Here is a 23460-nt window from a genome sequence, read left to right as displayed (position 1 = left end):
CGAAGGTCTCAAAGAAAAATATCGATTGATTATACAAGACCTTGTGCAATCATCGCGTTTGCGACATTTTCAAAGGCAGCGATGTTGGCACCTGCAAGGTAATCTTTACCAAGTCCGTAAATTTCTGCAGTTGTTTTAGCAGTGTTGAAGATGTTGGTCATGATGTCTTTCAAACGTCCGTCCACTTCTTCGCGTGTCCATGAAAGACGTTGGCTGTTTTGGCTCATTTCAAGAGCAGATACAGCAACCCCACCAGCATTAGCTGCTTTAGCAGGTCCGTAAAGGATACCATTTTCTTTGTATACGTTGATGGCATCGATGTTACTTGGCATGTTTGCTCCTTCAGAGACAACTTTCACACCTTGAGCGACCAAACGTTTTGCAGCATCGCCATCGATTTCATTTTGAGTTGCACATGGAAGAGCAATGTCATAGTTACCAGCATAAGTCCATACAGAACCTTCGTAGTAAGTAGCAGTTGGTTTTTCAGCAGCGTATTCAGTCAAACGTGCACGACGTTTTTCTTTCACGTCTGTAAGAAGGTCGAAGTCAATACCGTTTTCGTCGATAACGTAACCGTTTGAGTCAGATACAGAGATAACAGTTGCACCAAGTTCAGTTGCTTTTTGAAGAGCGTATTGAGCAACGTTACCAGAACCTGAGATCACGACTTTCTTACCAGCAAAGCTGTCGCCGTTGGCCTTGAGCATTTCTTCAGTGTAGTAAACCAAACCGTAACCAGTTGCTTCTGGACGGATCAAGCTACCACCGAAACCAAGAGGTTTACCAGTCAAGACACCAGCATCAAATTGGCGAAGGCGTTTGTATTGACCGTAAAGGTATCCGATTTCACGTCCACCAACCCCGATATCACCGGCTGGGACATCAAGAGAAGGACCGATGTGTTTTTGCAATTCAGTCATGAAGCTTTGGCAGAAACGCATTACTTCAGCGTCTGTTTTTCCTTTAGGATCGAAGTCAGATCCACCTTTACCACCACCGATAGGAAGACCAGTCAAGACGTTTTTGAAGATTTGTTCGAAACCGAGGAATTTCAAGATCCCTTGGTTAACAGTTGGGTGGAAACGAAGACCACCTTTGTAAGGACCTACAGCAGAGTTGAATTGAACACGGTAACCACGGTTTACTTGGATGTTTCCTTCACGGTCAACCCAAGGAACACGGAAAGAAATTACGCGTTCAGGTTCTGTAATACGAGCCAAGATGTTTTCTTCGATGTATTCAGGATGTTTTTCAAAAACAGGTTCCAAAGTGCTGAGGAACTCTTCAACAGCTTGAAGGAATTCAGCTTCGTGGCCGTTGCGAGCTTTTACAGTTTCGAAAGTGCTTTGGATATATTCTTTAGCAGTTGTCATGTTAATTCTCCTTTTTGAATGAAACGAAAACCAGCAAACCCGCTAGGGGAGTGGCTTTGAGACAGTTGACAAACAATGTCATGTTTTTTTACATGGATCATTATAGCAGACTTTTTTTGGCTTGTAAAGAAAAAAGTTGAATTTTCTGAAAATTTTATCACGACTAGGAAAGTCCGAATGTTTGGAAGAATTTTTAGCTTTGTTTGTCCGGAAGCTTCCAAGTGATGGTATAATGAAAGAAGAAAGTAGAGAGCATCCCGAACGATTCTGTTGGTGGTGTTTCAAAAAAGGAGTACAAGATGGTAACGACAAAGACGCAAATTGCTGGTTTTGAATTTGACAACTGCTTGATGAATGCGGCAGGTGTAGCCTGTATGACCACTGAGGAATTGGAAGAAGTGAAGAACTCAGCTGCGGGGACCTTTGTGACCAAGACAGCGACCTTAGAATTCCGTGCTGGTAATCCAGAGCCACGCTACCAAGATGTGCCGCTTGGTTCGATCAATTCGATGGGGCTACCTAACCAAGGGTTGGACTATTATTTGAATTACTTATTGGAGTTGCAAGAAACGGATCCTGATCGGACTTTCTTCCTATCTCTCGTCGGCATGTCTCCTGAAGAAACTCATACCATCTTGAAAAAGGTGCAAGACAGTGATTTTAAAGGCTTGACAGAGTTGAACCTATCTTGTCCCAATGTCCCTGGAAAACCTCAGATTGCCTATGATTTTGATACGACTGACCGGATCTTGTCTGAGGTCTTTGCCTATTTCACCAAACCTCTAGGGATCAAGTTGCCACCTTATTTTGATATCGTTCATTTTGATCAGGCAGCAGCGATCTTTAACAAATACCCGCTCAAGTTTGTCAACTGTGTCAATTCGATCGGAAATGGCCTCTACATTGAGGATGAATCCGTGGTGATCCGTCCGAAGAACGGCTTTGGCGGGATTGGTGGAGAATACATCAAGCCAACGGCTCTCGCCAATGTCCATGCCTTTTACCAACGTCTGAACCCAGAAATTCAGATTGTGGGGACAGGTGGTGTCTTGACTGGTCGCGATGCTTTTGAGCATATCCTTTGTGGGGCTAGTATGGTGCAAATCGGAACGACGCTGCATAAAGAAGGAGTAGGAGCATTTGAACGCATCACTGCGGAGCTCAAAGCCATCATGGAAGAAAAAGGATACCAAAGCCTGGAAGACTTCCGTGGGAAATTGCACTACATTGACTAATCTTTCGAAAAGAACTTCCTCAAGTGGAAACTTGGGGAAGTTTTTTATGAGAGTGGGACAGAAATCGGTAATTCGTTAGAATTCAATTTCGTCGTCCCACCTCCGCACAGTTGAGTAGGGCTGTAAAAGCTGATGAAATCAGCGTAGTAGAGCCCACTCAACCACTGCGTCTTGCTCGACAATCCAAAAATAATTGAGAGGCTAGGACTTTTGACCCAACCTCATTCTGTTCCTAGTTTTAGGAATTTTCCATTTTTATAGAGAGAAAAAGGTGTACAATGGAGGTGAAAAGGAAGGTGATTTCTATGGAAGAAAGGGATGTGATTCAAGAGGCAAGAACGACGATCACCCTTCTTCAAACAGCCTTTTCTAAGGGATTCACCCCTAGTCCAGATACCCTTCGATTTCGAGAAAATCTAGATCAGATGTTGAAAGGTTTACGAAAGGCTAGGCGGGTAGACAATCGTCTGTTGATTGAGTTGGAAAAGTTTTATCAGACCGCCAGTCTATTGATTGGTCTGGGTGGGCTAGCTTTGAACGAAGAGGCCTTTCAAGATTGGCGAGCTTATGATCACTGGCATTACGAGGTTGTGAAGCCTCAGTTACAGGTCTACGGACCGACGGTGGTGTTGTAGTTGATACTAGCCTGGTGCTTGTCCACAGATATTCAGAGGAGGTGTTGGTCATGGTAGTCCTTCATGATTTTCTACATCAGTTAACCTTATCGTTTTGGAACTTCTATTACTCGCTCTTTTTCTTATTTGAAAAATAAGAAGGATTGAATCCCTTTTACATATAGTAGAAGGGATTTTTGATGCAGAATCCTTGAAAATCTGAGGCTCTTGGATTATGATGGAGCTAATAGATAAGAAGCGTTCCTTGTGGGGAATGCAGGAAGCGAGGAAAAAGATGGCAGAGATTTATCTAGCAGGTGGCTGTTTTTGGGGCTTAGAGGAATATTTTTCACGGATCCCCGGTGTAGAAGAGACGACGGTGGGCTATGCCAATGGCCAGGTAGAAACAACCAATTACCAACTGATCAAGGAAACGGATCATGCAGAGACCGTTCAGGTCATCTACGATCCAGATAAAATCACCCTACGAGCGATTCTGCTCTACTATTTCCGGGTGATCGATCCCTTGTCCATTAACAAGCAGGGAAATGATCGAGGCCGCCAATATCGGACCGGTGTCTATTATACAGACGAGACAGATCGTGAGGTGATTGCCCAAGTGTTTGCGGAAGAAGAGAAGCAACTGGGCAGTAAAATAGCTGTTGAGCAAGAGCCTTTGCGCCACTACATCCTAGCTGAGGACTACCACCAAGACTACCTTAAGAAGAATCCCGGAGGCTATTGTCATATCGATGTGACGGATGCTGAGCAGCCCTTGATTGATCCAGCAGCCTATCAGAAGCCAGATCAAGAAACCCTAAAGGCGAAACTGACAGCAGAGCAGTATCAAGTCACCCAAGAAAGTGCGACGGAACGTCCGTTCCACAATGCCTATGATCAGACCTTTGAAGAGGGCATCTATGTGGATATTACGACTGGTGAGCCTCTCTTCTTTGCCAAGGATAAGTTTGCGTCTGGCTGTGGCTGGCCAAGTTTCTCTCGTCCCATTGCCAAAGATGTTGTCCAATATTACCAGGACCATAGCCACGGGATGGAGCGGATCGAAGTTCGTTCCCGCTCAGGCAATGCCCATCTAGGTCATGTCTTTACCGATGGACCCAAAGACCAAGGTGGCCTTCGCTATTGTATCAATTCGGCCTCTCTGCGCTTTATTCCAAAAGAGGAAATGGAGCAAGAAGGTTATGGTTATTTGTTAAAGGCTTTGAAATAAGAGGGCCTTTCTAGTAGATCGAAAAACGGAGTTTATGATGAAAAATAGAAATTTGTGGTTAACAATTTTTTCACTTTCGGCTATGGTAACTCTGATTGGATTAGGATTTACTGCCTATAATCATTTTGTATTCCATCAACCTTTTATGAATCGGACGACAAAAGGGTTGCTTTCGGCCTTTTTCCTAAGTCTTGTCATGGTTGCGATTAGCTTGTCCAAATCAAACGATAAGAAGTGATGATCGATCATTTACATGAATTAATCAACTGTGCAGGAGCAGGACGATGAAGCGGTTCTAAACAATGGCGCTTCTGTCCTGCTCTCTTTTTTCTCTTCTTAAAAATTGTGATACAATGAAGAGAAAGTATTTCAATGACAGCTCAATCTGTTGGCGGATCATTGGAGAAATTAGATACGAAGAAGAGGTAGGAATGTTAGAGAAGTGGGAGAGTGTGAAAGGAACCATCAAAACGATGGGAAAAGAGCTATCGGCAGCCTTTGATTGGGCTTTTGATCGTCTCTTTTCAAGGATTCAGCTGACCAATGAACAGTTTGTCTATGTGCTCTTGTCTGTTGTTTTCATCGTGGCCAATGCTATCTTGTGGGTGCAAAAATTCCAAGGCTTTCCGATCACCGCAACCGAACGGCCAGAGGTTGTGTACAAGGCAAAAACACCGGCTGATCAGATTCCTCATACAGCGCGGATCATGGCTAATGGAGACCAGCTCTACCATGATTTGCTTTATATGAGCGCGCAAAAAGAAGATGGAAGCTATGATTTTCATGAAAATTATGAGTATGTCAAACCCTGGCTACAAAAAGCGGATCTAGCCTTGGGCGATTTTGAGGGAACCATTAACCCCAATTATTATTTGTCAGGATATCCTCTTTTTAATGCGCCGAGCGAAGTCGTACCAGCCATCAAGGATGCTGGTTATGATGTCATGGATTTGGGACATAACCATATCTTGGATTCAGGTCTAGAAGGGGTCTATTCGACAGCCAAGGCCTTTGAAGATGCAGGCATCACACCTGTCGGTGTCTACACGCATGAAAAGAGAGGCCAGGCCCCCTTGGTGATCAAGGAAGTGAATGGCATCAAGATTGCTATTCTAGCTTATGCTTACGGCTTTAATGGGATGGAAACGACGCTCACTCCAGAAGAGCAGGCGGATGTCTTGTCTGATCTGGATGAAGAGCGGATGAAGGCGGAGATCCAAAAGGCAGAGCAAGAGGCAGATATTACTATTGTCATGCCTCAGATGGGAATCGAGTACCAGTTGGAGCCGACAGAAGAGCAAAAAGAACTCTACCACAAGATGGTTTCTTGGGGAGCTGATATCGTCTTTGGCGGTCATCCCCATGTTGTAGAGCCTGCTGAAGTGGTCAATAAAGATGGTCAAAACAAGCTCATCATCTACTCGATGGGGAATTTCCTTTCCAATCAGCGTCTGGAAACGATGGGGGACGTAGAGACTGCCCAATGGACAGAGCGAGGGGTCTTGATGGATGTGACCATCGAAAAGGTTGGTCGCAAGACACGGATTAAGACGGCTACTGCTCATCCAACCTGGGTTAGTCGGACTCCGAAGGGAACCTATTCTCCTGAAGGCTATGACTTGTACAAGTACCAGACCTATATTTTGGAAGATTTTATCCAGGGTGGCAAATACCGCGACAAGCTGGATGAGGAGACCAAGGAGAGAGTGGACACGGCCTACCGAGAAATGAAGGAACATGTTCACTTGGACTGGCCTCAGAGTGGAAAGGAATAGAGCATGGAAGGAAATGTGAACTGGCTCCCGCTTGGGATCCTAGGTTTGATAGTGGTGATTTGGGCAACCAAATTTCTTACGGCTATCCGCCTCAAGCAAAAGCTGAAGAAGGCTTGGGATGGAGCGCCTTTCTTTCGCAAGAAAGACACAGAAGAAAGTTTGATAGATAGTCTGGCTTATCCAGCTAAGGGAAAGACGATCGATAGCCAAGTGGATGATCAGACCTGGCATGATTTGGCTTTGGATGCGGTCTTTGATCAGCTCAACTATACCCAATCGAGCCTTGGAGCAGAGGCTCTCTATCAAAAGATGCGCCTGCTGGAATTCCAGCCTCAGGATCAGCTCCATGACTTAGAAGCCTTCTTTGAAGAGCATCCTGATTTGCGCCTCAAGGTCCAGGTCATTTTCAACCAACTGGGCAAGAAAAACCACAACATGGCGCGGAGCATTGTCGCAAATCCCGGCAAGCATTATGCAGGTTTACCCCTCTATCTAGCCTTGGCCTGTCTTCCCATTGTCTGCCTCTTTGCCATTCCCTTTGAACCAGTTGGGGCGATCACCCTCTTGATTATCAGTGTGGTCTTTAATATCGTCTTTTCGAGTTTGCGCAATTGGTCCAACAAAATCCGTCTGGACAATGTTAGCTATCTGGTCCGCATCTTTGCTTCGGCAGAACGCTTGAGCCATCTAGCCTTGCCACAACAAGAAGAATTGAAGCAAGCGGTCAAACCCTTTAAGAAAACGCGGATCCTTGCCAGTGTCTTGCAGAGTCCAACGGGGACTTCGGAAATGGAAATTATTCTCCTCTACCTCAACGTCCTCTTTTTACTCCCGCAGATCGCTCAGGTTTATATTTACAATCAGGTGAAGGCTCATCAAAAAGAGGCCCAGAAGCTTCTGGATCTGCTAGGGGAGATGGAAGTCGCTATTAGCCTCTTGCGCCACAAGCGGGATCTTGAAGTGGTCTGTCAGCCGGTCTTTACAGAGACGGGTGGGATTGAAGGTGAGACGCTCTATCATCCTTTGCTGTCCAATCCGATTGCGAATGATGTGCATTTTCAAAAAAATATGGTCATCAGTGGGGACAATGCTTCTGGGAAATCGACCTATTTGAAAACTGTCGCCATCAACGCCATTCTGGCTCAAGGATTAGGCTTTGCCTATGGAGAAAGATTGGCCCTTCCTTACGGTCATGTCCTAACGGCTATGGATGTGAGCGATGATATTGAAGTTGGAGATAGCTACTTCATCACCGAAAGTAAAGCTATTTTGCGCATGATTCAGCATCTGAAAGAGCCAGGTTTTCACTACTTCTTTATTGACGAGCTCTTTAAGGGGACCAATACCATCGAGCGGATCGGATCAGGCCTTGGAATTGTCCGCTGGTTAGCTGCTCAAAACTGCCTCTACATGATTTCCAGTCATGATATTGAGCTGGTCGCAGCTTCTGGTGAGGTCAATGATAATTACCATTTTGACAGTCGCTATGTGGATGGCAAGATCGTCTTTGACTACCAGATTAAGCCAGGGTCAGCTGTGACTAAGAATGCGGTAAATACGCTAGAAAGTCTGCATTATCCAGAGGAGATTACGCAAACAGCCAAGGACTTGATTGACCAGTATGAAGAGACGGGACACTGGTCTTTGAAAGAAATTGAAAAAGAATGAAAATGGACGAAGGAGTTTGTAAATGATCGGTTTAGGGACCTTCTATAATGCTTTAGGGGTCGTATTTGGTGGGCTTTTAGGATTGCTCATCGGTCAACGTTTATCAGAAGATTTTCATGAGACCCTTCTGAAAGTGACGGGTGTTGCTGTTTTTGTCTTGGGCATCGCAGGGACCTTGGAAAAGATGCTGGTGGTGCATGGAAGTCATGTGGAAAGTCACGGCAGTATGATGTTGATTCTGAGTCTAGTGATCGGGACCGTTATCGGGGAACTCTTGAAGATTGAGGAGGGCTTTGAGCGTCTGGGAACCTGGCTAAAGGAAAAGACGGGCAATCAAGGCGATACCAGCTTTGTTGATGCCTTTATGACCACGGCCTTGACCATTTGTATCGGGGCTATGGCGGTGGTCGGAGCTGTCCAGGATGGCCTGACAGGCGACACCTCGACCTTGTTGGCCAAGGCTATTCTGGATATGGTTATCGTTCTGGTCTTGACCGTTTCAAAAGGAAAAGGCGCAATCTTTGCGGTGGTTCCACTTGTGATCCTTCAAGGTTTGATCACGCTGTTGGCCCATTTGATCGCACCGATCATGACTCCACAAGCCCTTTCGAATCTGTCCCTAGTTGGCTCCAGCCTCATTCTCTGTGTAGGGATCAATCTCATCTGGGGCAAACGAATCAAGGTCGCCAATCTCCTTCCGGCAGTGCTGATTGCCATTATTTGGGCCTTTGTTGGCTGAAAAATAGAAGCTAAGCAGTAGCTTCAGATTTAAGACAAAGTCATATTAAAAACTTTCCTTAGGTGAGTACGGACGTCAGCGAACTTCTACGAAGTTCCATGACTAATTATTGAGCCTAGGGTCTCAATAATTCCGAGTGCCTGAAACGTTGTTGTTTCAGGCACTTTTCTCACAACGGAAAGTTTCTAAGATAATTTTGTATCCAATCTGAATTATTTTCCTTTTCTTTTGCAAATACGGGAATTCATTTATGGAAAATCCGATTTTTGGTATGATAGTCGTAATTTCGAATAGGGAGGTTGGAGTCGCCATGAGTGATTTGAATCAGACAGTTAAATTTATTAAAGAAATCGAGAAATTAAAGTCGGTAACAAGGTTTAATAGAACCCTTGATGGACGGTTTGAAAATAGCGCTGAGCATTCCTGGCAGGGTGCGATAGCTGCGATGGTTCTTCAAGATTATTATCCTGAAAAATTGAATATGGAAAAGGTGATTTCTATGTTACTGATCCATGATTTAGGTGAGATTTATGCTGGAGATACTTGGGTGTTTGATGATGAAAAAAAGCTTCATGCTCATGATAGAGAGCTAGCATCTATAGAAAAAACAATGAGCCTCCTTCCAGAAGAAACATATTTGAATATGAAAAATTCTTGGTTGGAGTTTGAAAAAGGGCAGAGTCCTGAGGCAAGATATGCAAGAGTGATTGACGCATTGGTACCACTGATCAATCACTTGGAAGTATCAGAAGTCGATTATAATCCCGATCATATCCGTTCAGAGATGGTATTAGAAAAGAAAAAGTTCATAAAAAGTGAATCGGAAGAATTATGGAAACTGACAGAAGAGTTAATTCAGGAAAGTGTAGAAAAGGGCTTATATTTATAAGAAGATTCCTTGTCCTTTAGTAGGAACCTTCAGCCCAAGAGGTAGACACCTGTTTTCACGGGTGGTTTTGACTGGCTTGATCTGTGGTATAATGGAACCAGATAATTTACACCCTTTGAAAGGGAAAAGGTTAGATTGTATGATTAAGTTGATTGCAACAGATATGGATGGAACCTTATTAGATGAGCGAGGAGAGGTGGATCTTCCGCGTCTGGAAAGGCTTTTGGACCACTTGGATCAAAAAGGGATTCGCTTTGTCATTGCGACAGGAAATGAAATCCATCGCATGCGCCAGCTCTTGGGTCCTTTGGTCAAACGGGTGACTCTGGTCGTAGCCAATGGAGCTCGGATTTTTGAGGATGATCAGATGATTCTAGGAAAATTCTGGGATCGAGAACTTGTAGAGGCGGTTCTTGATTATTTTAAGGGGCGAGAAATTTCAGACCAGCTGGTTGTCTCAGCTGTCAATGGTGGCTTTGTCAAGGAAGGCACGGTCTTTACAGAAGTTGAGAAATTCATGCAGCCGGAAGTGATTGAAGCCTTGTACAAGCGGATGAAGTTTGTTCCGGAATTGACAGCAGATCTATTTGATCAGGTGCTTAAAATGAGCTTGGTGGTTGGCTTGGATCGTCTCGATCAAGTGAGCCAAGAAGTCCAGCGGGCTTTTGGAGATCAGCTGATGGCGGTTTCGAGCGGTTTTGGCAGCATGGATCTCTTACAAGCAGGCATTCACAAGGCTTGGGGTCTGGCTCAATTAATGGAGATGTGGCAGCTTGATGCCAGCCAGGTCATGGCCTTTGGGGATAGCGGAAACGACATCGAAATGCTTGAAATGGCGGGTCACTCCTATGCTGTGGCTAATGCAGAAGAAGCTGTCAAAGCTGTCGCCAATCATCTAGCGCCTAGCCATCAAGAAGGCGGTGTCTACCAGGTGATCGAAGAGTATCTAGGATTGACCCCCTGGGAACAAGTGAAGGGAGAGAAATAGATGGCGGTACAACTGTTAGAAGACTGGCTCTTAAAGGAGCAGGAGAAGATCGTAACAACCTATCGGGAGCTCAATCAAGCCCCTCTGAAGGAGCCTGGTTTGATCTTTATCGGAGACTCTATCGTGGAGTATTTCCCCATTCATGAACTATTACAAAGTCCCAAACACATGGTCAATCGAGGAGTGCGAGGCTATAAGACGGATCTCCTTCGTGAGCATCTAGACGCCCATGTCTTTGGAACGGCGGTGGATCAGATCTTTCTCTTGATCGGGACCAATGATATCGGAAAAGAAATTCCTCAAAAGGAAACCTTGGACAATCTAGAAGCGGTCTTACAAGCGATCATGCGGGACTTTCCGCTGACCCACATCAACCTGATCTCGGTTCTACCGGTGAGTCAAGAAGAGCGCTACAAGCAAAAGGTCTATGTGCGGACCAATGAAAAAATTCAAGCCCTCAATCAAGCCTATCAAGAATTGGCCCAGGCCTACCACCAGGTCAGCTATGTCGATGTGTATTCGTCTTTATTGGATGAAAAGGGGCAGTTGGCAGAAGCCTATACGACTGATGGCCTCCATTTAAGTGTAGCAGGTTACCGCATCCTAGCCCAAGCTCTGCAGGAGACATTATAGAGACAAAAATAGGAGCGAAAAAAGCCCAACCAGACAAATCTTCAAAGGAAGATTTGTTTTTTTAAAAACTTTTGGTTGACAAATGTAAATCTTAGGTGTAAAATAGCATCATAAGATTTACAAATGTAGATTCAGAAAGGAGAAGCCATGCAAATTTCCAATGCGGAATGGCGCGTCATGAAGATTATCTGGATGGAAGGCAAGCAGACCAGCACGGATTTGATCGCCGTCTTGTCCGAGCGCTTTGACTGGTCGAAGTCGACCATCAAGACCCTCTTGACGCGCTTGGTGGAGAAAGGCTGTCTGACCAGAGAAAAATCTGGCAAAGCCTTTGTCTACTCGGCTTTGTTGAAGCAGGACCAAAGTTTAGACTTGGTGGTTGAGGATGTGAAGGACAAGGTTTGTTCAAAAAGGATTGTCCAGGTGCTTGAAAACTTGATTCAGGCGAGTGACTTTACGCTAGCAGATCTTAATCAGCTGCAGCGGGTCCTTGAAGAAAAGAAAGCAGAGGCTGTTGAAACAGTACCTTGCAATTGTATGTAGTAGGAAGAAGGAAATTCTATGTTTGGATTTGTGATTAGTATTGTTTGTTTACTTGTGGTTGTCTTTATTGCTTGGTGGTTCTTTGCAGAGCATGAAAAGGTAAGCGGCCACGCTCGTCAGAAATCAGGTTATCAAGAAATTGAAGTCGAAGTCATGGGGGGCTATTCGCCTGAAACCATTGTCCTGAAAAAGAATGTTCCTGCCCGGATTATCTTTAATCGCAAGGATCCATCTTCATGTCTGGCTCAAGTGATCTTTCCAGATTTTGGCGTTCATGAAGATTTGCCTTTAGGTGAAAAACATGTCATTGAAATTACGCCAGAAAAAGCGGGCGAATATGGGTTTTCATGTGGAATGAACATGATGCATGGTCAAATGATTGTGGAATAAAGGAGTAGGTATGGTAGAAAAACAAAAAGCAGTTGTGGAAAACGGAGTGCAAAAGATCCGTATTACAGCAGAAAAGGGCTATAGTCCCAAAGAATTTCAACTTCAAAAAGGGATCCCTGCTGAAATCACCTTCCATCGGGTCAATCCTTCCGGCTGTTACAAGGAAATTTTGTTTGAAGATCAGGGGATTTTAGAGCCTTTGGAAGTCGGTGTGGATAAAGTGATATCCTTTACCCCGACAGAAACAGGGGACCTTGAGTTTTCATGTGGAATGAAGATGCAAAAGGGTTCCTACACGGTTGTGGAAAAACGCCGTCGTGTCTTAAGTTTACGGGATCGCTTTTGGATTACTAGTATCTTTACCCTTCCTTTATTAATCTTGATGATCGGGATGTGGGCAGGACTTGTCTCCCATCCAGTCAATCGCTGGGGAAACTTTCTAGCGACAACGCCGATCATGTTGGTAGCAGGAGTTCCTTTTATCAAGAGTGCCTGGGCCTCATTTAAGAAGCACCATTCCAATATGGATACCTTGGTAGCACTTGGAACCCTGGTAGCCTATGTCTATAGTGTATTTGCCCTTTTTACTGGTCAGCCAGTATACTTTGAGGCTGCGGGTTTTATCATCTTCTTTATCCTCTTAGGGCAAATCTTTGAAGAACGGATGCGTAACAATGCCTCCGAGGCTGTGGAAAAATTGTTGGATTTGCAGGCAAAAACGGCTCAAGTTCTTCGTGATGGGAACTATGTCGAGGTGGCGGCGGAAGATATCCACATTGGTGATTTGATTCGGGTCCGTCCTGGGGAAAAGATCGCGGTTGATGGGACGATTGTAGAAGGAAGTACGACCATTGATGAGTCGATGGTGACAGGTGAAAGCTTGCCTGTGGAAAAATCAGTTGGTGATGCAGTTATCGGCTCCACTATCAACAGCAATGGGACCATTCTCTTTAAGGCTGAAAAAGTCGGTAGTGAGACCCTCTTATCTCAAATTGTGGACTTTGTCAAAATGGCCCAATCCAGTCGTGCTCCTATTCAAGATTTGACGGATAAGATTTCAGGTATCTTTGTTCCAGTGGTGACGATTTTGGCCATTGCGACTTTCTGGGTTTGGTCCGTGCTTCTGGGCGCGTCGCTCCAAGAGGCCATGCTCTATGCAGTCTCTGTCCTCATTATTGCCTGTCCTTGTGCCCTTGGTTTGGCAACGCCGACTGCCCTGATGGTCGGAACCGGCCGTAGTGCCAAGATGGGGGTTCTGATTAAAAATGGAACCGTTCTTCAAGAAGTGCAAAAGATTCAAACCGTTGTGTTTGATAAGACAGGGACTATTACCATTGGCCAACCACTTGTAACCGATGTTGTAGGAGATGAAGCGCGTGTCTTGACACTGGCTGCTAGTCTTGAAACTTTTTCAGAACATCCCCTAGCGCAAGCGGTCTTATCACGAGCAGAAGAAAAAGGTTTGGTGCTAACCCCTGTGGAAAACTTCCAAGCGATTGAAGGAAAAGGGGTCCAAGGTCAGATCGACCAGCAGTTGGTGACCTTGGGAAATGGCAAACTTCATGACGGGACATTGATGGATCCGGAGCTTGAAAAACGGATGGTAGAGTTGCAAGAGCAGGCCAAAACAGTGATCAGTTTGTCTGTGGATGGGCAAGTGATTGGCTTGATTGCCATTCAAGATGCTCCGAAGGCCAGCTCAAAAGAAGCGATCAAAAAGCTCAAAGAACGGGGCTTGAAAACGGTCATGTTAACAGGGGATAATGAACGGGTGGCCCAAGCTATTGCTAAGCAAGTGGGCATTGATACCGTGATCGCTGATGTGCTCCCTCAAGAAAAAGCTAGCGCCATCCAAAAACTGCAAGAAAGCAGTAAGGTAGCCTTTGTGGGAGATGGGATCAATGATGCTCCAGCTCTTTCGATCGCCGATGTCGGAATTGCTATGGGATCTGGAACGGATATTGCGATCGAGTCCGGTGGCATCGTGCTCACGCAAAATGATTTGCTTGGCGTTGTGCGCGCCTTTGACATGAGTCAAAAGACCTTCCGTCGGATCTTACTCAATCTCTTCTGGGCCTCTATCTACAATATCCTTGGGATTCCAATTGCTGCTGGAGTCTTTGTAGGACTGGGATTGACCCTCAATCCAGAACTAGCAGGTCTTGCTATGGCCCTTAGTTCTGTGTCTGTTTTGACTAGCTCACTGCTTCTCAATGTTGCGAAAATTGATTAAATGAAACAAAAAGAAAGTGGGACAGAAATCGGTAATTCGTTAGAATTCGATTTCGTCGTCCCACCTCCGCACAGTTGAGTAGGGCTGTAAAAGCTAATGAAATTAGCGTAGTAGAGCCCACTCAACCACTACGCCTTGCTCGACAATCCAAAAACAATTAAGAGGTTAGGACTTTTGTCCCAGCCTCTTTTTGTTCGATTTCCTACAGCTACAAGTATTAGAGGTGCATGCAAATTATAATAAAATATCCTATTCTACTATAGTTTGTGAATTTTTCTCAAAATCAGCATCTGTTATGTAATAGGGATTGAGCATCTCTGAGCAAATTCTTATACATGTGATAGGCTTTGTGATAAATTAATACTGTAATCGTTTTGTAAATCGTTTTCATGAGAAATGTCAGAAAAAACTCATTTTCAAAACGAAATCTGATCGCAAAGATGAAGTAGAAGCGCTATGCTGCATTTTTAAAGGATCAAAATAGATTTAAAGGAGAGTTAGAATGACTCAAGGGAAAATTACTGCATCTGCAGCAATGCTCAACGTATTGAAAACATGGGGCGTAGATACCATCTACGGGATCCCATCAGGAACACTTAGCTCATTGATGGACGCTTTGGCTGAAGACAAAGATATCCGTTTCTTGCAAGTTCGCCACGAAGAAACTGGTGCTCTTGCAGCGGTTATGCAAGCTAAATTTGGCGGATCTATCGGGGTTGCAGTTGGTTCAGGTGGACCTGGTGCGACTCACTTGATTAACGGTGTTTACGATGCAGCGATGGATAACACTCCATTCCTTGCTATCCTTGGATCACGTCCAGTTAACGAACTCAACATGGATGCCTTCCAAGAATTGAACCAAAACCCAATGTACAACGGTATCGCTGTTTACAACAAACGTGTAGCTTACGCAGAACAATTGCCAAAAGTCATTGACGAAGCTTGTCGTGCTGCCGTTTCTAAAAAAGGTCCAGCTGTCGTTGAAATTCCAGTAAACTTTGGTTTCCAAGAAATCGACGAAAACTCATACTACGGTTCAGGTTCATACGAGCGTTCATTCATCGCTCCTGCTTTGAACGAAGTTGAAATCGACAAAGCGGTTGAAATCTTGAACAATGCTGAACGCCCAGTGATCTACGCTGGTTTCGGTGGAGTTGGTGCGGGTGATGTGATCACTGAATTGTCTCGTAAAATTAAAGCACCAATCATTACAACTGGTAAAAACTTCGAGGCCTTCGAATGGAACTACGAAGGTTTGACAGGTTCTGCATACCGTGTTGGTTGGAAACCAGCCAACGAAGTGGTCTTTGAAGCAGACACTGTTCTTTTCCTTGGTTCAAACTTCCCATTTGCTGAAGTTTACGAAGCATTCAAGAACACTGAAAAATTCATCCAAGTGGATATTGACCCTTACAAACTTGGTAAACGTCACGCCCTTGACGCTTCAATCCTTGGTGACGCAGGTCAAGCAGCGAAAGCAATCCTTGACAAAGTGAACCCAGTTGAGTCTACTCCATGGTGGCGTGCAAACGTTAAGAACAACCAAAACTGGCGTGATTACATGAACAAACTCGAAGGTAAAACTGAGGGTGAATTGCAATTGTATCAAGTTTACAATGCTATTAACAAATACGCTGACGAAGATGCTATCTACTCAATCGACGTCGGTGACACTACTCAAACATCTACTCGTCACCTTCACATGACACCTAAGAACATGTGGCGTACATCTCCACTCTTTGCGACAATGGGTATCGCCCTTCCTGGTGGTATCGCTGCTAAGAAAGACAATCCAGATCGCCAAGTATGGAACATCATGGGTGACGGTGCATTCAACATGTGCTACCCAGACGTTATCACAAACGTTCAATACGATCTTCCAGTTATCAACGTTGTCTTCTCAAATGGTAAATATGCCTTCATCAAGGACAAATACGAAGACACAAACAAACACTTGTTTGGTTGTGACTTCCCTAATGCTGACTATGCGAAAATCGCTGAAGCGCAAGGTGCTGTAGGATTTACAGTTGACCGTATCGAAGACATCGATGCAGTTGTTGCAGAAGCTGTTAAATTGAACAAAGAAGGTAAAACTGTTGTGATCGATGCCCGCATTACACAACACCGTCCACTTCCAGTAGAAGTACTTGAGTTGGATCCAAAACAACACTCAGAAGAAGCGATTAAAGCCTTCAAGGAAAAATACGAAGCTGAAGAGCTTGTACCATTCCGCCTCTTCTTGGAAGAAGAAGGTTTGCAATCACGCGCAATTAAATAATTCTTCTCGTCGAAAATCAAAAGTAAACAGTGTAGATTTTATGCTTTGATTTTCATAGAGTAAAACCTATTAAGAAAAAAGATCGGATTCATCCGGTCTTTTTATGGAGATAGTAAATGAATTTAAATCAAATAGATATTATCGTGTCAGATGTTCCCCAAGTCTGTGCTGACTTGGAGCATATCTTGGATAAAAAGGCAGATTATGCTGATGATAGTTTTGCTCAGTTCACGATTGGCAGTCATTGTCTCATGTTGTCCCAAAATCATTTGATTCCTTTGGAAGATTTTCAGTCAGGAATCATTCTTCATATCGAGGTTGAGGATCTAAATCAGAATTACCAACGTTTAAAAGAGATCGGTGTCGAGATTTTACACGGTCCTTGTGAAACGGATTGGGGAACAAAGTCCTTATTAGTTAAAGGTCCTGCTGGTCTAGTGATTGATTTTTATCGAATGAACTAGGATGCTTAGTCATTTGACGTTAACCATAATTATTCTTAATATGAGAATATGAACTATTAAAAGATCGGAGCCATTTATTGGTCCGATCTTTTTTGAGTGGTGTCTTTTTGTTGATTCTAAAATATGTCTGTTGCTTAAGAGTGTTGATAGCAGTGACTGTTTAAAGGAGAGAAAATTGGAGGTGGTCAAGACTTCCTTCTCATTTCAGAGGGTTTCATCCCATACATCAAGGCAAATTGTTTGTAAAAATAGGTTTTATTACTGAAGCCGACGGTTTGGCAGATCGTTTCAATAGAAAAATCTGTTGATTGAATCAATAATTTTGCAGACATTAACCTCTTCTGATGCACCAGCTCGGTAAAGGTTTGACCACTTTTTTCTTTGACGAGATTACTTAAATAGTTTTTGTTAAATTTTAATTGATCGGCAGCTTTTGCCAAGGTAAGACCCCTATAGTCTCTATCAATTAATTCAAGGACTTGCAGAAAAGGATCTTGTCGGGTTTGAAGGAGCTTTTTCTGTGCAGTTGGCAAGGAACGAGCCAATTCATAGAGTAAAATACTTAAAGAGTGTTTGAGAATTTCTTGGGAGAAATCCTTCTGGAAAAAATACTCTTCTATCATCCGGTGGAGCAGTTGGGGGACTTTTGGAATCTCTTCGGAGCGAAGAATAATAAAATTTTGACTGATTTCTAGATGGCTATGGCGACTAAGGAGTAGGTGATACAAGAGACTATTATTTCCTTGTATTTCTTCCAAACTTTGTAAGGAAATATTGTTATCTTTAAAGAGTAGATTGATCACAATATCCTCTTCTTCCAAGCACTCAATTTGATGTTTACTCCCCACATCCATCAGGAGGATGTCTCCTTGATTAAGCATGTAAGTCTGACCATTAATGATTTGTTGACAATGTCCGCTATAGATATAATTGAGCTCTAAAAATTGGTGGGAATGAAGAGGATAAGGCGCATAGCGATTGTGTTTACTAATGTAGATGTCTCGATTGTGAAAAAAGAGATCATTGGTTAAATGAGGGGCTTGGGATTTCATTTCAGAAAAGTCTGGAACGAAGGTTCCAGTCTTTTTTTGTTGCTTTTCAATCTCAGTTTCTTGATGGAGGAAGTCAGTTAGGGGTTGCATCTGTTTCACCTGTATATTTGATACTATTCTACTGTTTTAGAGATATTGTATCACATTTTAAAAAATAGTTAAATAGAGATAGAAAGAAGCAAGAAAAGAGGGCCGAGATGACCTATCATATAGCAGTGGACATTGGAGCATCAAGTGGACGCTTGATACTAGCAGATGTTCAGGATGGAAAATGGCAGTTACAAGAAATCCACCGATTCAAAAATGGATTTACTCGAGTGGATCAGCATGATCGTTGGGATATAGAGGAGCTCTTCCACCAGATTCTCGTCGGATTAGAGAAAGCAAAAGAGCTAGGAGTAGATAACTGTACTTTAGGAATTGATACCTGGGCGGTAGATTATGTGTTGTTAAAAGATGGTAAGGCCCTCGCACAACCCATTGCTTATCGGGATAAACGGACTGAAAAAGCAATGGAGAAAGTGTTTCAGAAGCTCCCTGCTAAGAACATTTATGAGAAAACGGGCATTCAATTTTTAAATTTTAATACCTTGTTTCAGTATGTTAGTGAAGATCCTCAACTGTTAGAAGAAGCGGATATTAGTCTTTTGATTCCAGATTATCTGGCCTACCGACTGACGGGGAGACAGGTAGCAGAAGTTAGCAATGCCTCAACGACCCAATTGCTAAATATTCATCATAGAGATTATGATTACGATTTGCTCGATTTAGCTGGGATAAAGGCTTCTCAACTTCCCGATTTGGTGGAGACAGGGACTTATCTTGGACCTCTACTTCGAGAAAATTTCAAGGATTACAAACTTCCTTATGTTGAAGTTTATGCTGTGGCAACACACGATACGGCTTCAGCAGTTGTGGGAGTTCCAGCGACAAGCAAAGATGTTGCTTATATCTCTAGTGGCACCTGGTCCTTGATTGGAGCGGAATTAACATCACCGATCGTTACGAAAGAGAGTCAGGAAGCAAATTACACCAATGAATGGGGAGCTTATCAAACCTATCGTTTTCTTAAAAATATCACGGGTATGTGGACGGTACAAGAAATTGCTCGTTGCTTAGACTATCAATATAGCTACGCAGAGATGGCTGAACAAGCCAGTCAGGTAGCCCCGTTTGAACAGTATGTCAATCTGAATGATGAGCGCTTCACTAACCCTGAACAGATGATTCAAGAAATTCAAGCTTATTGTCGAGAAACAGGACAGAAGGTTCCAGAGACCGTAGGCGAATTGACCATGTGTGTGTATTCCAATCTAGCTCTTATTTATGGAGCTGAATGGAAACGACTAGAAAAATTGACAGGAAAATCCTTTGAGGCTCTCCATATCGTAGGAGGGGGATCTAATGTTGCTCTTCTAAATCAGTTGACAGCCAATGTGATTCAAAAACCAGTGATCGCTGGCCCAGGTGAAGGAACGGCTATCGGGAATTTATTGGTTCAGTTGATTGCAAGTGGAACTTTTAGCAATCTTAGAGAAGCACGTGCTTTCTTAAAAGAAGAGATATCATTGAAGGAATTTTTTCCTGATTTTACAATGGAAACCGATCATTTAAAAAATTTTCAACAGAATTATTATCAATAAGGAGAAAGAATAATGACAAATGCAACTCAAATTACACAAGCTTATGAGGCGGCCAAAACTCGCTATGCGGCAATCGGAGTAGATACGGATGCTGTATTGGAAAAATTACAAGGAATTAAAATCTCCATGCATTGCTGGCAAGGAGATGATGTGAAGGGCTTCTTATCACCTGATGGCGAATTGACTGGTGGGATCATGTCAACGGGAAATTATCCTGGAGCTGCCCACACTCCTGAACAGTTGCGTCAGGATTTGGAAAAAGCTTATTCTTTGATTCCAGGGAAGCATAAATTGAATCTACACGCCATCTATTTAGATACCGATGAAACAGTCGATCTCAATGAAATTGAACCACGTCACTTTGAAAAATGGGTGAAGTGGGCCAAAGAACAAGGACTTGGATTGGACTTTAACCCAACCTTCTTCTCCCATCCAATGATGAAGGATGGCTTCACCTTGGCTAGTCCAGACCAAGAAGTTCGAGAGTATTGGATAGAGCATGGGAAACGCAGTCGTAAAGTGGCGGAATACTTCGGTAAAGAATTGGGAGAAACTTGTTACACCAATTTCTGGGTTCCAGATGGCTTTAAGGACAACCCAATTGATCGTCTGACACCACGTAAACGTTTGATGGAATCTTTAGATGAAATTTTCTCTGAGGAGATTGATGAACAATACAATGTTGATACTGTTGAAAGCAAACTCTTTGGACTAGGAGCAGAAGCCTATACAGTAGGATCTCATGAATTTTATATGGGATATGGTTTGACACGAAATAAGACCATTTTATTGGATGCAGGTCATTTCCATCCGACAGAAGTGATTTCGAATAAACTATCTTCGCTTGCCTTATTTAGTAAAGGATTAATGTTGCATGTTTCTCGCCCTGTTCGTTGGGATTCGGATCACGTAGTCATTATGGACGATGAGTTGCAGGAAATTGCCAAAGAATTGGTTCGCAATGATCTCCTTGGAAAAACAGCGATTGGCCTGGATTTCTTCGATGCGACTATCAACCGTATTGCGGCTTGGGTAGTTGGAACTCGTAACACTCAAAAAGCACTCTTGAAAGCCATGTTAGAGCCAACAGAAGAATTGAAACAAATGGAATTGGACTTTGATTTTACTTCTCGATTAGTCTATACAGAAGAATTGAAAGACTTCCCATATAGCGATGTTTGGAATTATTTCTGCTTGAAGAACAATGTTCCAGTTGGTTTGGATTGGTTAAAAGAAGTCCATGACTATGAGGCTGAGATTTTGAAAACACGCGGATAAGATGAAAAAGTTCGAAAGAGCTTAGGAGAAGGAGTAGAGAAAAATGACAAAATTTGTAGAATCCGTCTATGTAACAAAAATGAGAGAAGTAACGCGAGAGTCTTATGAACGCTATTGGGATGAACGGAATGGAGGAAATGTCTCCCTTCGCTTGACAGCTGAAGAAGTTGCTCCTTTTGAGGATGTGACAGAAGTGACAGAAGTGCTTGATCTTGGCTTTGATGCTTCTCCTTTAGCGGGCTATTACTATCTGGTTACAGGAACTGGGCGTTACTTTAGAAATGTAGCTGGAAATCCAGAAAATGATCTTGGTTTAGTTCGCATCACAGAAGATGGTCAACATGCAGAATTGGTGTGGGGCTTCAATGACGGTGGTAAGCCGACTTCAGAATTCCCAAGTCATTTGATGAGCCATATAGAGCGTTTGAAGGTAAATCCAAATCAACGCGTGGTTTTCCATTGCCATCCAACAAACTTGATTGCACTGTCCTTTACTCAACCCCTTGAAGAACGTCACTTATCACGTCTTCTATGGAAAATGCAGGCGGAATCGATTGTTGTCTTCCCTGAAGGAATTGGGGTGATCCCTTATATGACACCTGGTACGACTGAGATCGGGAAGGCAACTGCAGCAAAAATGGCAGAGTTTCAAGCGGTTTTATGGCCTCACCATGGGCTCTTCGCATCAGGTACTTCGCTAGATGAAACTTATGGATTGATTGAGGTGATTGAAAAAGCTGCGATGATTTATTCACAAATTGGTGCTCAAGGCGGAGTCATTAAACAAGCCATCACTGACCAAGAATTGCAAGAAATTGCAACCTTCTTTAACATGACGCCTCACCAAGGATTCTTGGATGTAGACTAGAGATAAAGGGCAGTAAAAGATGATGAAGCTAAGGGAGGCAGGACCTCCCTTCTATCATGGAATTTTTTGTTAAAAAAATCACAAAATAGTTGAAGAAAACTTTTTTGAGTATTATAATTATATCAATATAAGAAAAATGGAGAAAAAGAAATGTCAGTTTTTTATGTACCAGCAGTTAACCTTATTGGTCGTGGAGTGATCAATGAATTTGGAAGCCACGTGAAGGAATTGGGCTTTAAAAAAGCTTTGATTGTTACAGACCACTATATTGCATCGAGCGACATTTTGCCGAAGGTAACAGCTCCTCTAGAAGCAGATGGGATCGAGTATGTCGTATTTGAAGATGTAGATCCAAATCCATCTTGTAAGAATGTCTATGATGGGTTAGCTGTGTTAAAAGAAAACAATTGTGACTTTATCGTCTCAGTAGGTGGTGGTTCTCCACAGGATGCGGCAAGCTGTATCTCTATCATGGCCACAAATGGTGGGAAGCCACAGGATTATGAAGGCCTTCATAAGTCTAAAGAAAAAGGCCTTCCAGTTGTAGCGATTAACACAACTGCGGGAACTTCTGCAGAGATTACCATCAACTATGTCATTACGGACGAAGAACGAAAAGTTAAAATGGTCATGGTTGACAAAAATAGCTTGGCTCTTATCTCTGTCAATGACCCAGAGCTGATGCTTTCAAAACCAGCTGATCTAACGGCAGCAACAGGTATGGATGCCCTTACTCATGCCATTGAAGCTTTGGTTACACCAGGTGCCTATGATGTTACCAAAAAACTGTCTATTGGAGCGATTGAATTGATCAAAGAGTATTTACCACGTGCCGTGGCAAATGGGCAGGATATTGAAGCACGTGAGGCTATGGTGAACGCCATTTTCCTTGGAGGAATGGCCTTTAACAATGCAGGGTTGGGGTATGTGCACTCCATGGCTCACCAATTAGGTGCGGTTTACCACCTACCACATGGCGTTTGCTGTGCCATGTTGCTTCCTGTAGTTGAGCGTGAGAATGCTAAGCGAGTGCCAGTAGCCTTTCGTAATGTAGCCAAGGCTCTAGGACTTCACACAGAAGGGAAAACAGATACCGAGTGTGCGGAATACGCCATCTCTGAAATTGAGAAATTATCTGAGACTGTTGGAATTCCTAAAAAATTGACAGAATTAGATATTAAAGAAGAAGAGTTTGACTTTGAATACCTTTCTAAGAATGCTCTTATTGATGCTTGTGCTCCAGGCAATCCATTTATGCCAACCTTGGAAGAAACAATTGCCTTGTATAAAGAGTTGTTTTAATGATTAGAATATATGCTAGGAGATGAAGATCAATCTCCTAGTTTTTTATTAAATATCCTAATCTTGCGATTTATGATTCTCATGCATTTGTACAAGTGCAACTAGCTGAGAATTGTAGTGCTAGTTCATATTAAAATATTGATCTTAAAAAGAGGCTGGGACAAAAGTCCTAGCCTCTCAATTGTTTTTGGATTGTCGAGCAAGACGCAGTGGTTGAGTGGGCTCTACTACGCTGATTTCATCAGCTTTTACAGCCCTACT

The 23460-nt window shown here is 43.3% G+C and carries 21 protein-coding genes; 19 read left to right on the top strand and 2 right to left on the bottom strand.

The features are described from left to right. Positions 1–29: 29 nt before the first annotated feature. Positions 30–1376: an NADP-specific glutamate dehydrogenase gene (gdhA, locus tag P5Y91_RS08545; RefSeq protein WP_118396459.1), complete on the bottom strand. Its 1347-nt coding sequence runs from the start codon at positions 1374–1376 to the stop codon at positions 30–32. 299 nt (positions 1377–1675) lie between these two features. Between gdhA and P5Y91_RS08540 the strand changes: the two genes are divergently transcribed. The 15 genes from P5Y91_RS08540 (at position 1676) to P5Y91_RS08470 (ending at position 17056) form a co-directional block, all read left to right on the top strand. Continuing rightward, positions 1676–2611 (top strand): dihydroorotate oxidase, encoded by a 936-nt coding sequence (locus tag P5Y91_RS08540; protein WP_247923638.1) that lies wholly within the window; start codon positions 1676–1678, stop codon positions 2609–2611. Between the two features lie 278 nt (positions 2612–2889). Continuing rightward, positions 2890–3246 carry a helicase BlpT gene (locus P5Y91_RS08535; RefSeq protein WP_345773221.1) on the top strand — a complete coding sequence of 119 codons (357 nt, stop codon included), beginning with the start codon at positions 2890–2892 and terminating at the stop codon, positions 3244–3246. A 274-nt stretch (positions 3247–3520) separates the two neighbouring features. Continuing rightward, positions 3521–4456 (top strand): peptide-methionine (R)-S-oxide reductase MsrB, encoded by a 936-nt coding sequence (gene msrB / locus P5Y91_RS08530; protein WP_247923636.1) that lies wholly within the window; start codon positions 3521–3523, stop codon positions 4454–4456. 34 nt (positions 4457–4490) lie between these two features. Beyond that, positions 4491–4694, top strand: a complete 204-nt coding sequence (locus P5Y91_RS08525; protein WP_082160978.1) for a hypothetical protein — start codon at positions 4491–4493, stop codon at positions 4692–4694. 193 nt (positions 4695–4887) lie between these two features. Continuing rightward, the gene (locus P5Y91_RS08520) at positions 4888–6231 is read left to right on the top strand and encodes a CapA family protein (RefSeq protein ID WP_201089046.1); all 1344 of its coding nucleotides are present in this window, start codon (positions 4888–4890) and stop codon (positions 6229–6231) included. Positions 6232–6234: 3 nt separating this feature from the next. Further along, entirely contained in the window at positions 6235–7899 is a 1665-nt protein-coding gene (locus P5Y91_RS08515; protein ID WP_277839260.1) for a MutS-related protein, read from the top strand. 22 nt (positions 7900–7921) lie between these two features. Further along, positions 7922–8638, top strand: a complete 717-nt coding sequence (locus P5Y91_RS08510) for a DUF554 domain-containing protein (RefSeq protein WP_070675372.1) — start codon at positions 7922–7924, stop codon at positions 8636–8638. Between the two features lie 310 nt (positions 8639–8948). Beyond that, positions 8949–9527: an HD domain-containing protein gene (locus P5Y91_RS08505; protein ID WP_070675435.1), complete on the top strand. Its 579-nt coding sequence runs from the start codon at positions 8949–8951 to the stop codon at positions 9525–9527. Between the two features lie 139 nt (positions 9528–9666). Beyond that, positions 9667–10515 carry an HAD family hydrolase gene (locus P5Y91_RS08500; RefSeq protein ID WP_070675369.1) on the top strand — a complete coding sequence of 283 codons (849 nt, stop codon included), beginning with the start codon at positions 9667–9669 and terminating at the stop codon, positions 10513–10515. Further along, positions 10516–11148 (top strand): SGNH/GDSL hydrolase family protein, encoded by a 633-nt coding sequence (locus P5Y91_RS08495; RefSeq protein ID WP_195326682.1) that lies wholly within the window; start codon positions 10516–10518, stop codon positions 11146–11148. Positions 11149–11295: 147 nt separating this feature from the next. Then, positions 11296–11691: a CopY/TcrY family copper transport repressor gene (locus P5Y91_RS08490; RefSeq protein WP_277839256.1), complete on the top strand. Its 396-nt coding sequence runs from the start codon at positions 11296–11298 to the stop codon at positions 11689–11691. Between the two features lie 18 nt (positions 11692–11709). Further along, positions 11710–12081: a cupredoxin domain-containing protein gene (locus P5Y91_RS08485; protein WP_151378957.1), complete on the top strand. Its 372-nt coding sequence runs from the start codon at positions 11710–11712 to the stop codon at positions 12079–12081. Between the two features lie 10 nt (positions 12082–12091). Then, complete coding sequence (locus tag P5Y91_RS08480; RefSeq protein WP_270299873.1) at positions 12092–14314, top strand: heavy metal translocating P-type ATPase; 2223 nt, start codon at positions 12092–12094, stop codon at positions 14312–14314. A gap of 502 nt (positions 14315–14816) precedes the next feature. Then, positions 14817–16592, top strand: a complete 1776-nt coding sequence (gene spxB, locus P5Y91_RS08475) for a pyruvate oxidase (RefSeq protein ID WP_277839254.1) — start codon at positions 14817–14819, stop codon at positions 16590–16592. A 116-nt stretch (positions 16593–16708) separates the two neighbouring features. After that, a complete protein-coding gene (locus tag P5Y91_RS08470) occupies positions 16709–17056 on the top strand; it encodes a VOC family protein (protein ID WP_118396482.1) in 348 nt (115 codons plus the stop codon). Positions 17057–17241: 185 nt separating this feature from the next. Here P5Y91_RS08470 and P5Y91_RS08465 read toward each other — a convergent pair whose 3' ends face one another. Next, positions 17242–18198, bottom strand: a complete 957-nt coding sequence (locus P5Y91_RS08465) for a helix-turn-helix domain-containing protein (protein WP_118396484.1) — start codon at positions 18196–18198, stop codon at positions 17242–17244. A gap of 107 nt (positions 18199–18305) precedes the next feature. Between P5Y91_RS08465 and rhaB the strand changes: the two genes are divergently transcribed. The 4 genes from rhaB to P5Y91_RS08445 all read left to right on the top strand — a co-directional run bounded on the left by rhaB (position 18306) and on the right by P5Y91_RS08445 (position 23199). Further along, positions 18306–19751, top strand: coding sequence for a rhamnulokinase (gene rhaB / locus P5Y91_RS08460; RefSeq protein ID WP_151191103.1), 1446 nt, complete (start codon positions 18306–18308; stop codon positions 19749–19751). Between the two features lie 12 nt (positions 19752–19763). Beyond that, positions 19764–21029, top strand: a complete 1266-nt coding sequence (gene rhaA, locus P5Y91_RS08455) for an L-rhamnose isomerase (protein WP_118396487.1) — start codon at positions 19764–19766, stop codon at positions 21027–21029. A gap of 43 nt (positions 21030–21072) precedes the next feature. Then, a complete protein-coding gene (rhaD, locus tag P5Y91_RS08450) occupies positions 21073–21897 on the top strand; it encodes a rhamnulose-1-phosphate aldolase (RefSeq protein ID WP_014713877.1) in 825 nt (274 codons plus the stop codon). A 150-nt stretch (positions 21898–22047) separates the two neighbouring features. After that, a complete protein-coding gene (locus P5Y91_RS08445) occupies positions 22048–23199 on the top strand; it encodes an iron-containing alcohol dehydrogenase (RefSeq protein ID WP_003017649.1) in 1152 nt (383 codons plus the stop codon). The last annotated feature ends 261 nt before the right edge of the window (positions 23200–23460 follow it).

Source organism: Streptococcus taoyuanensis, from assembly GCF_029589235.1.
Lineage (GTDB): Bacteria > Bacillota > Bacilli > Lactobacillales > Streptococcaceae > Streptococcus > Streptococcus taoyuanensis.
This window is presented reverse-complemented; position numbering and strand designations above follow the sequence as displayed.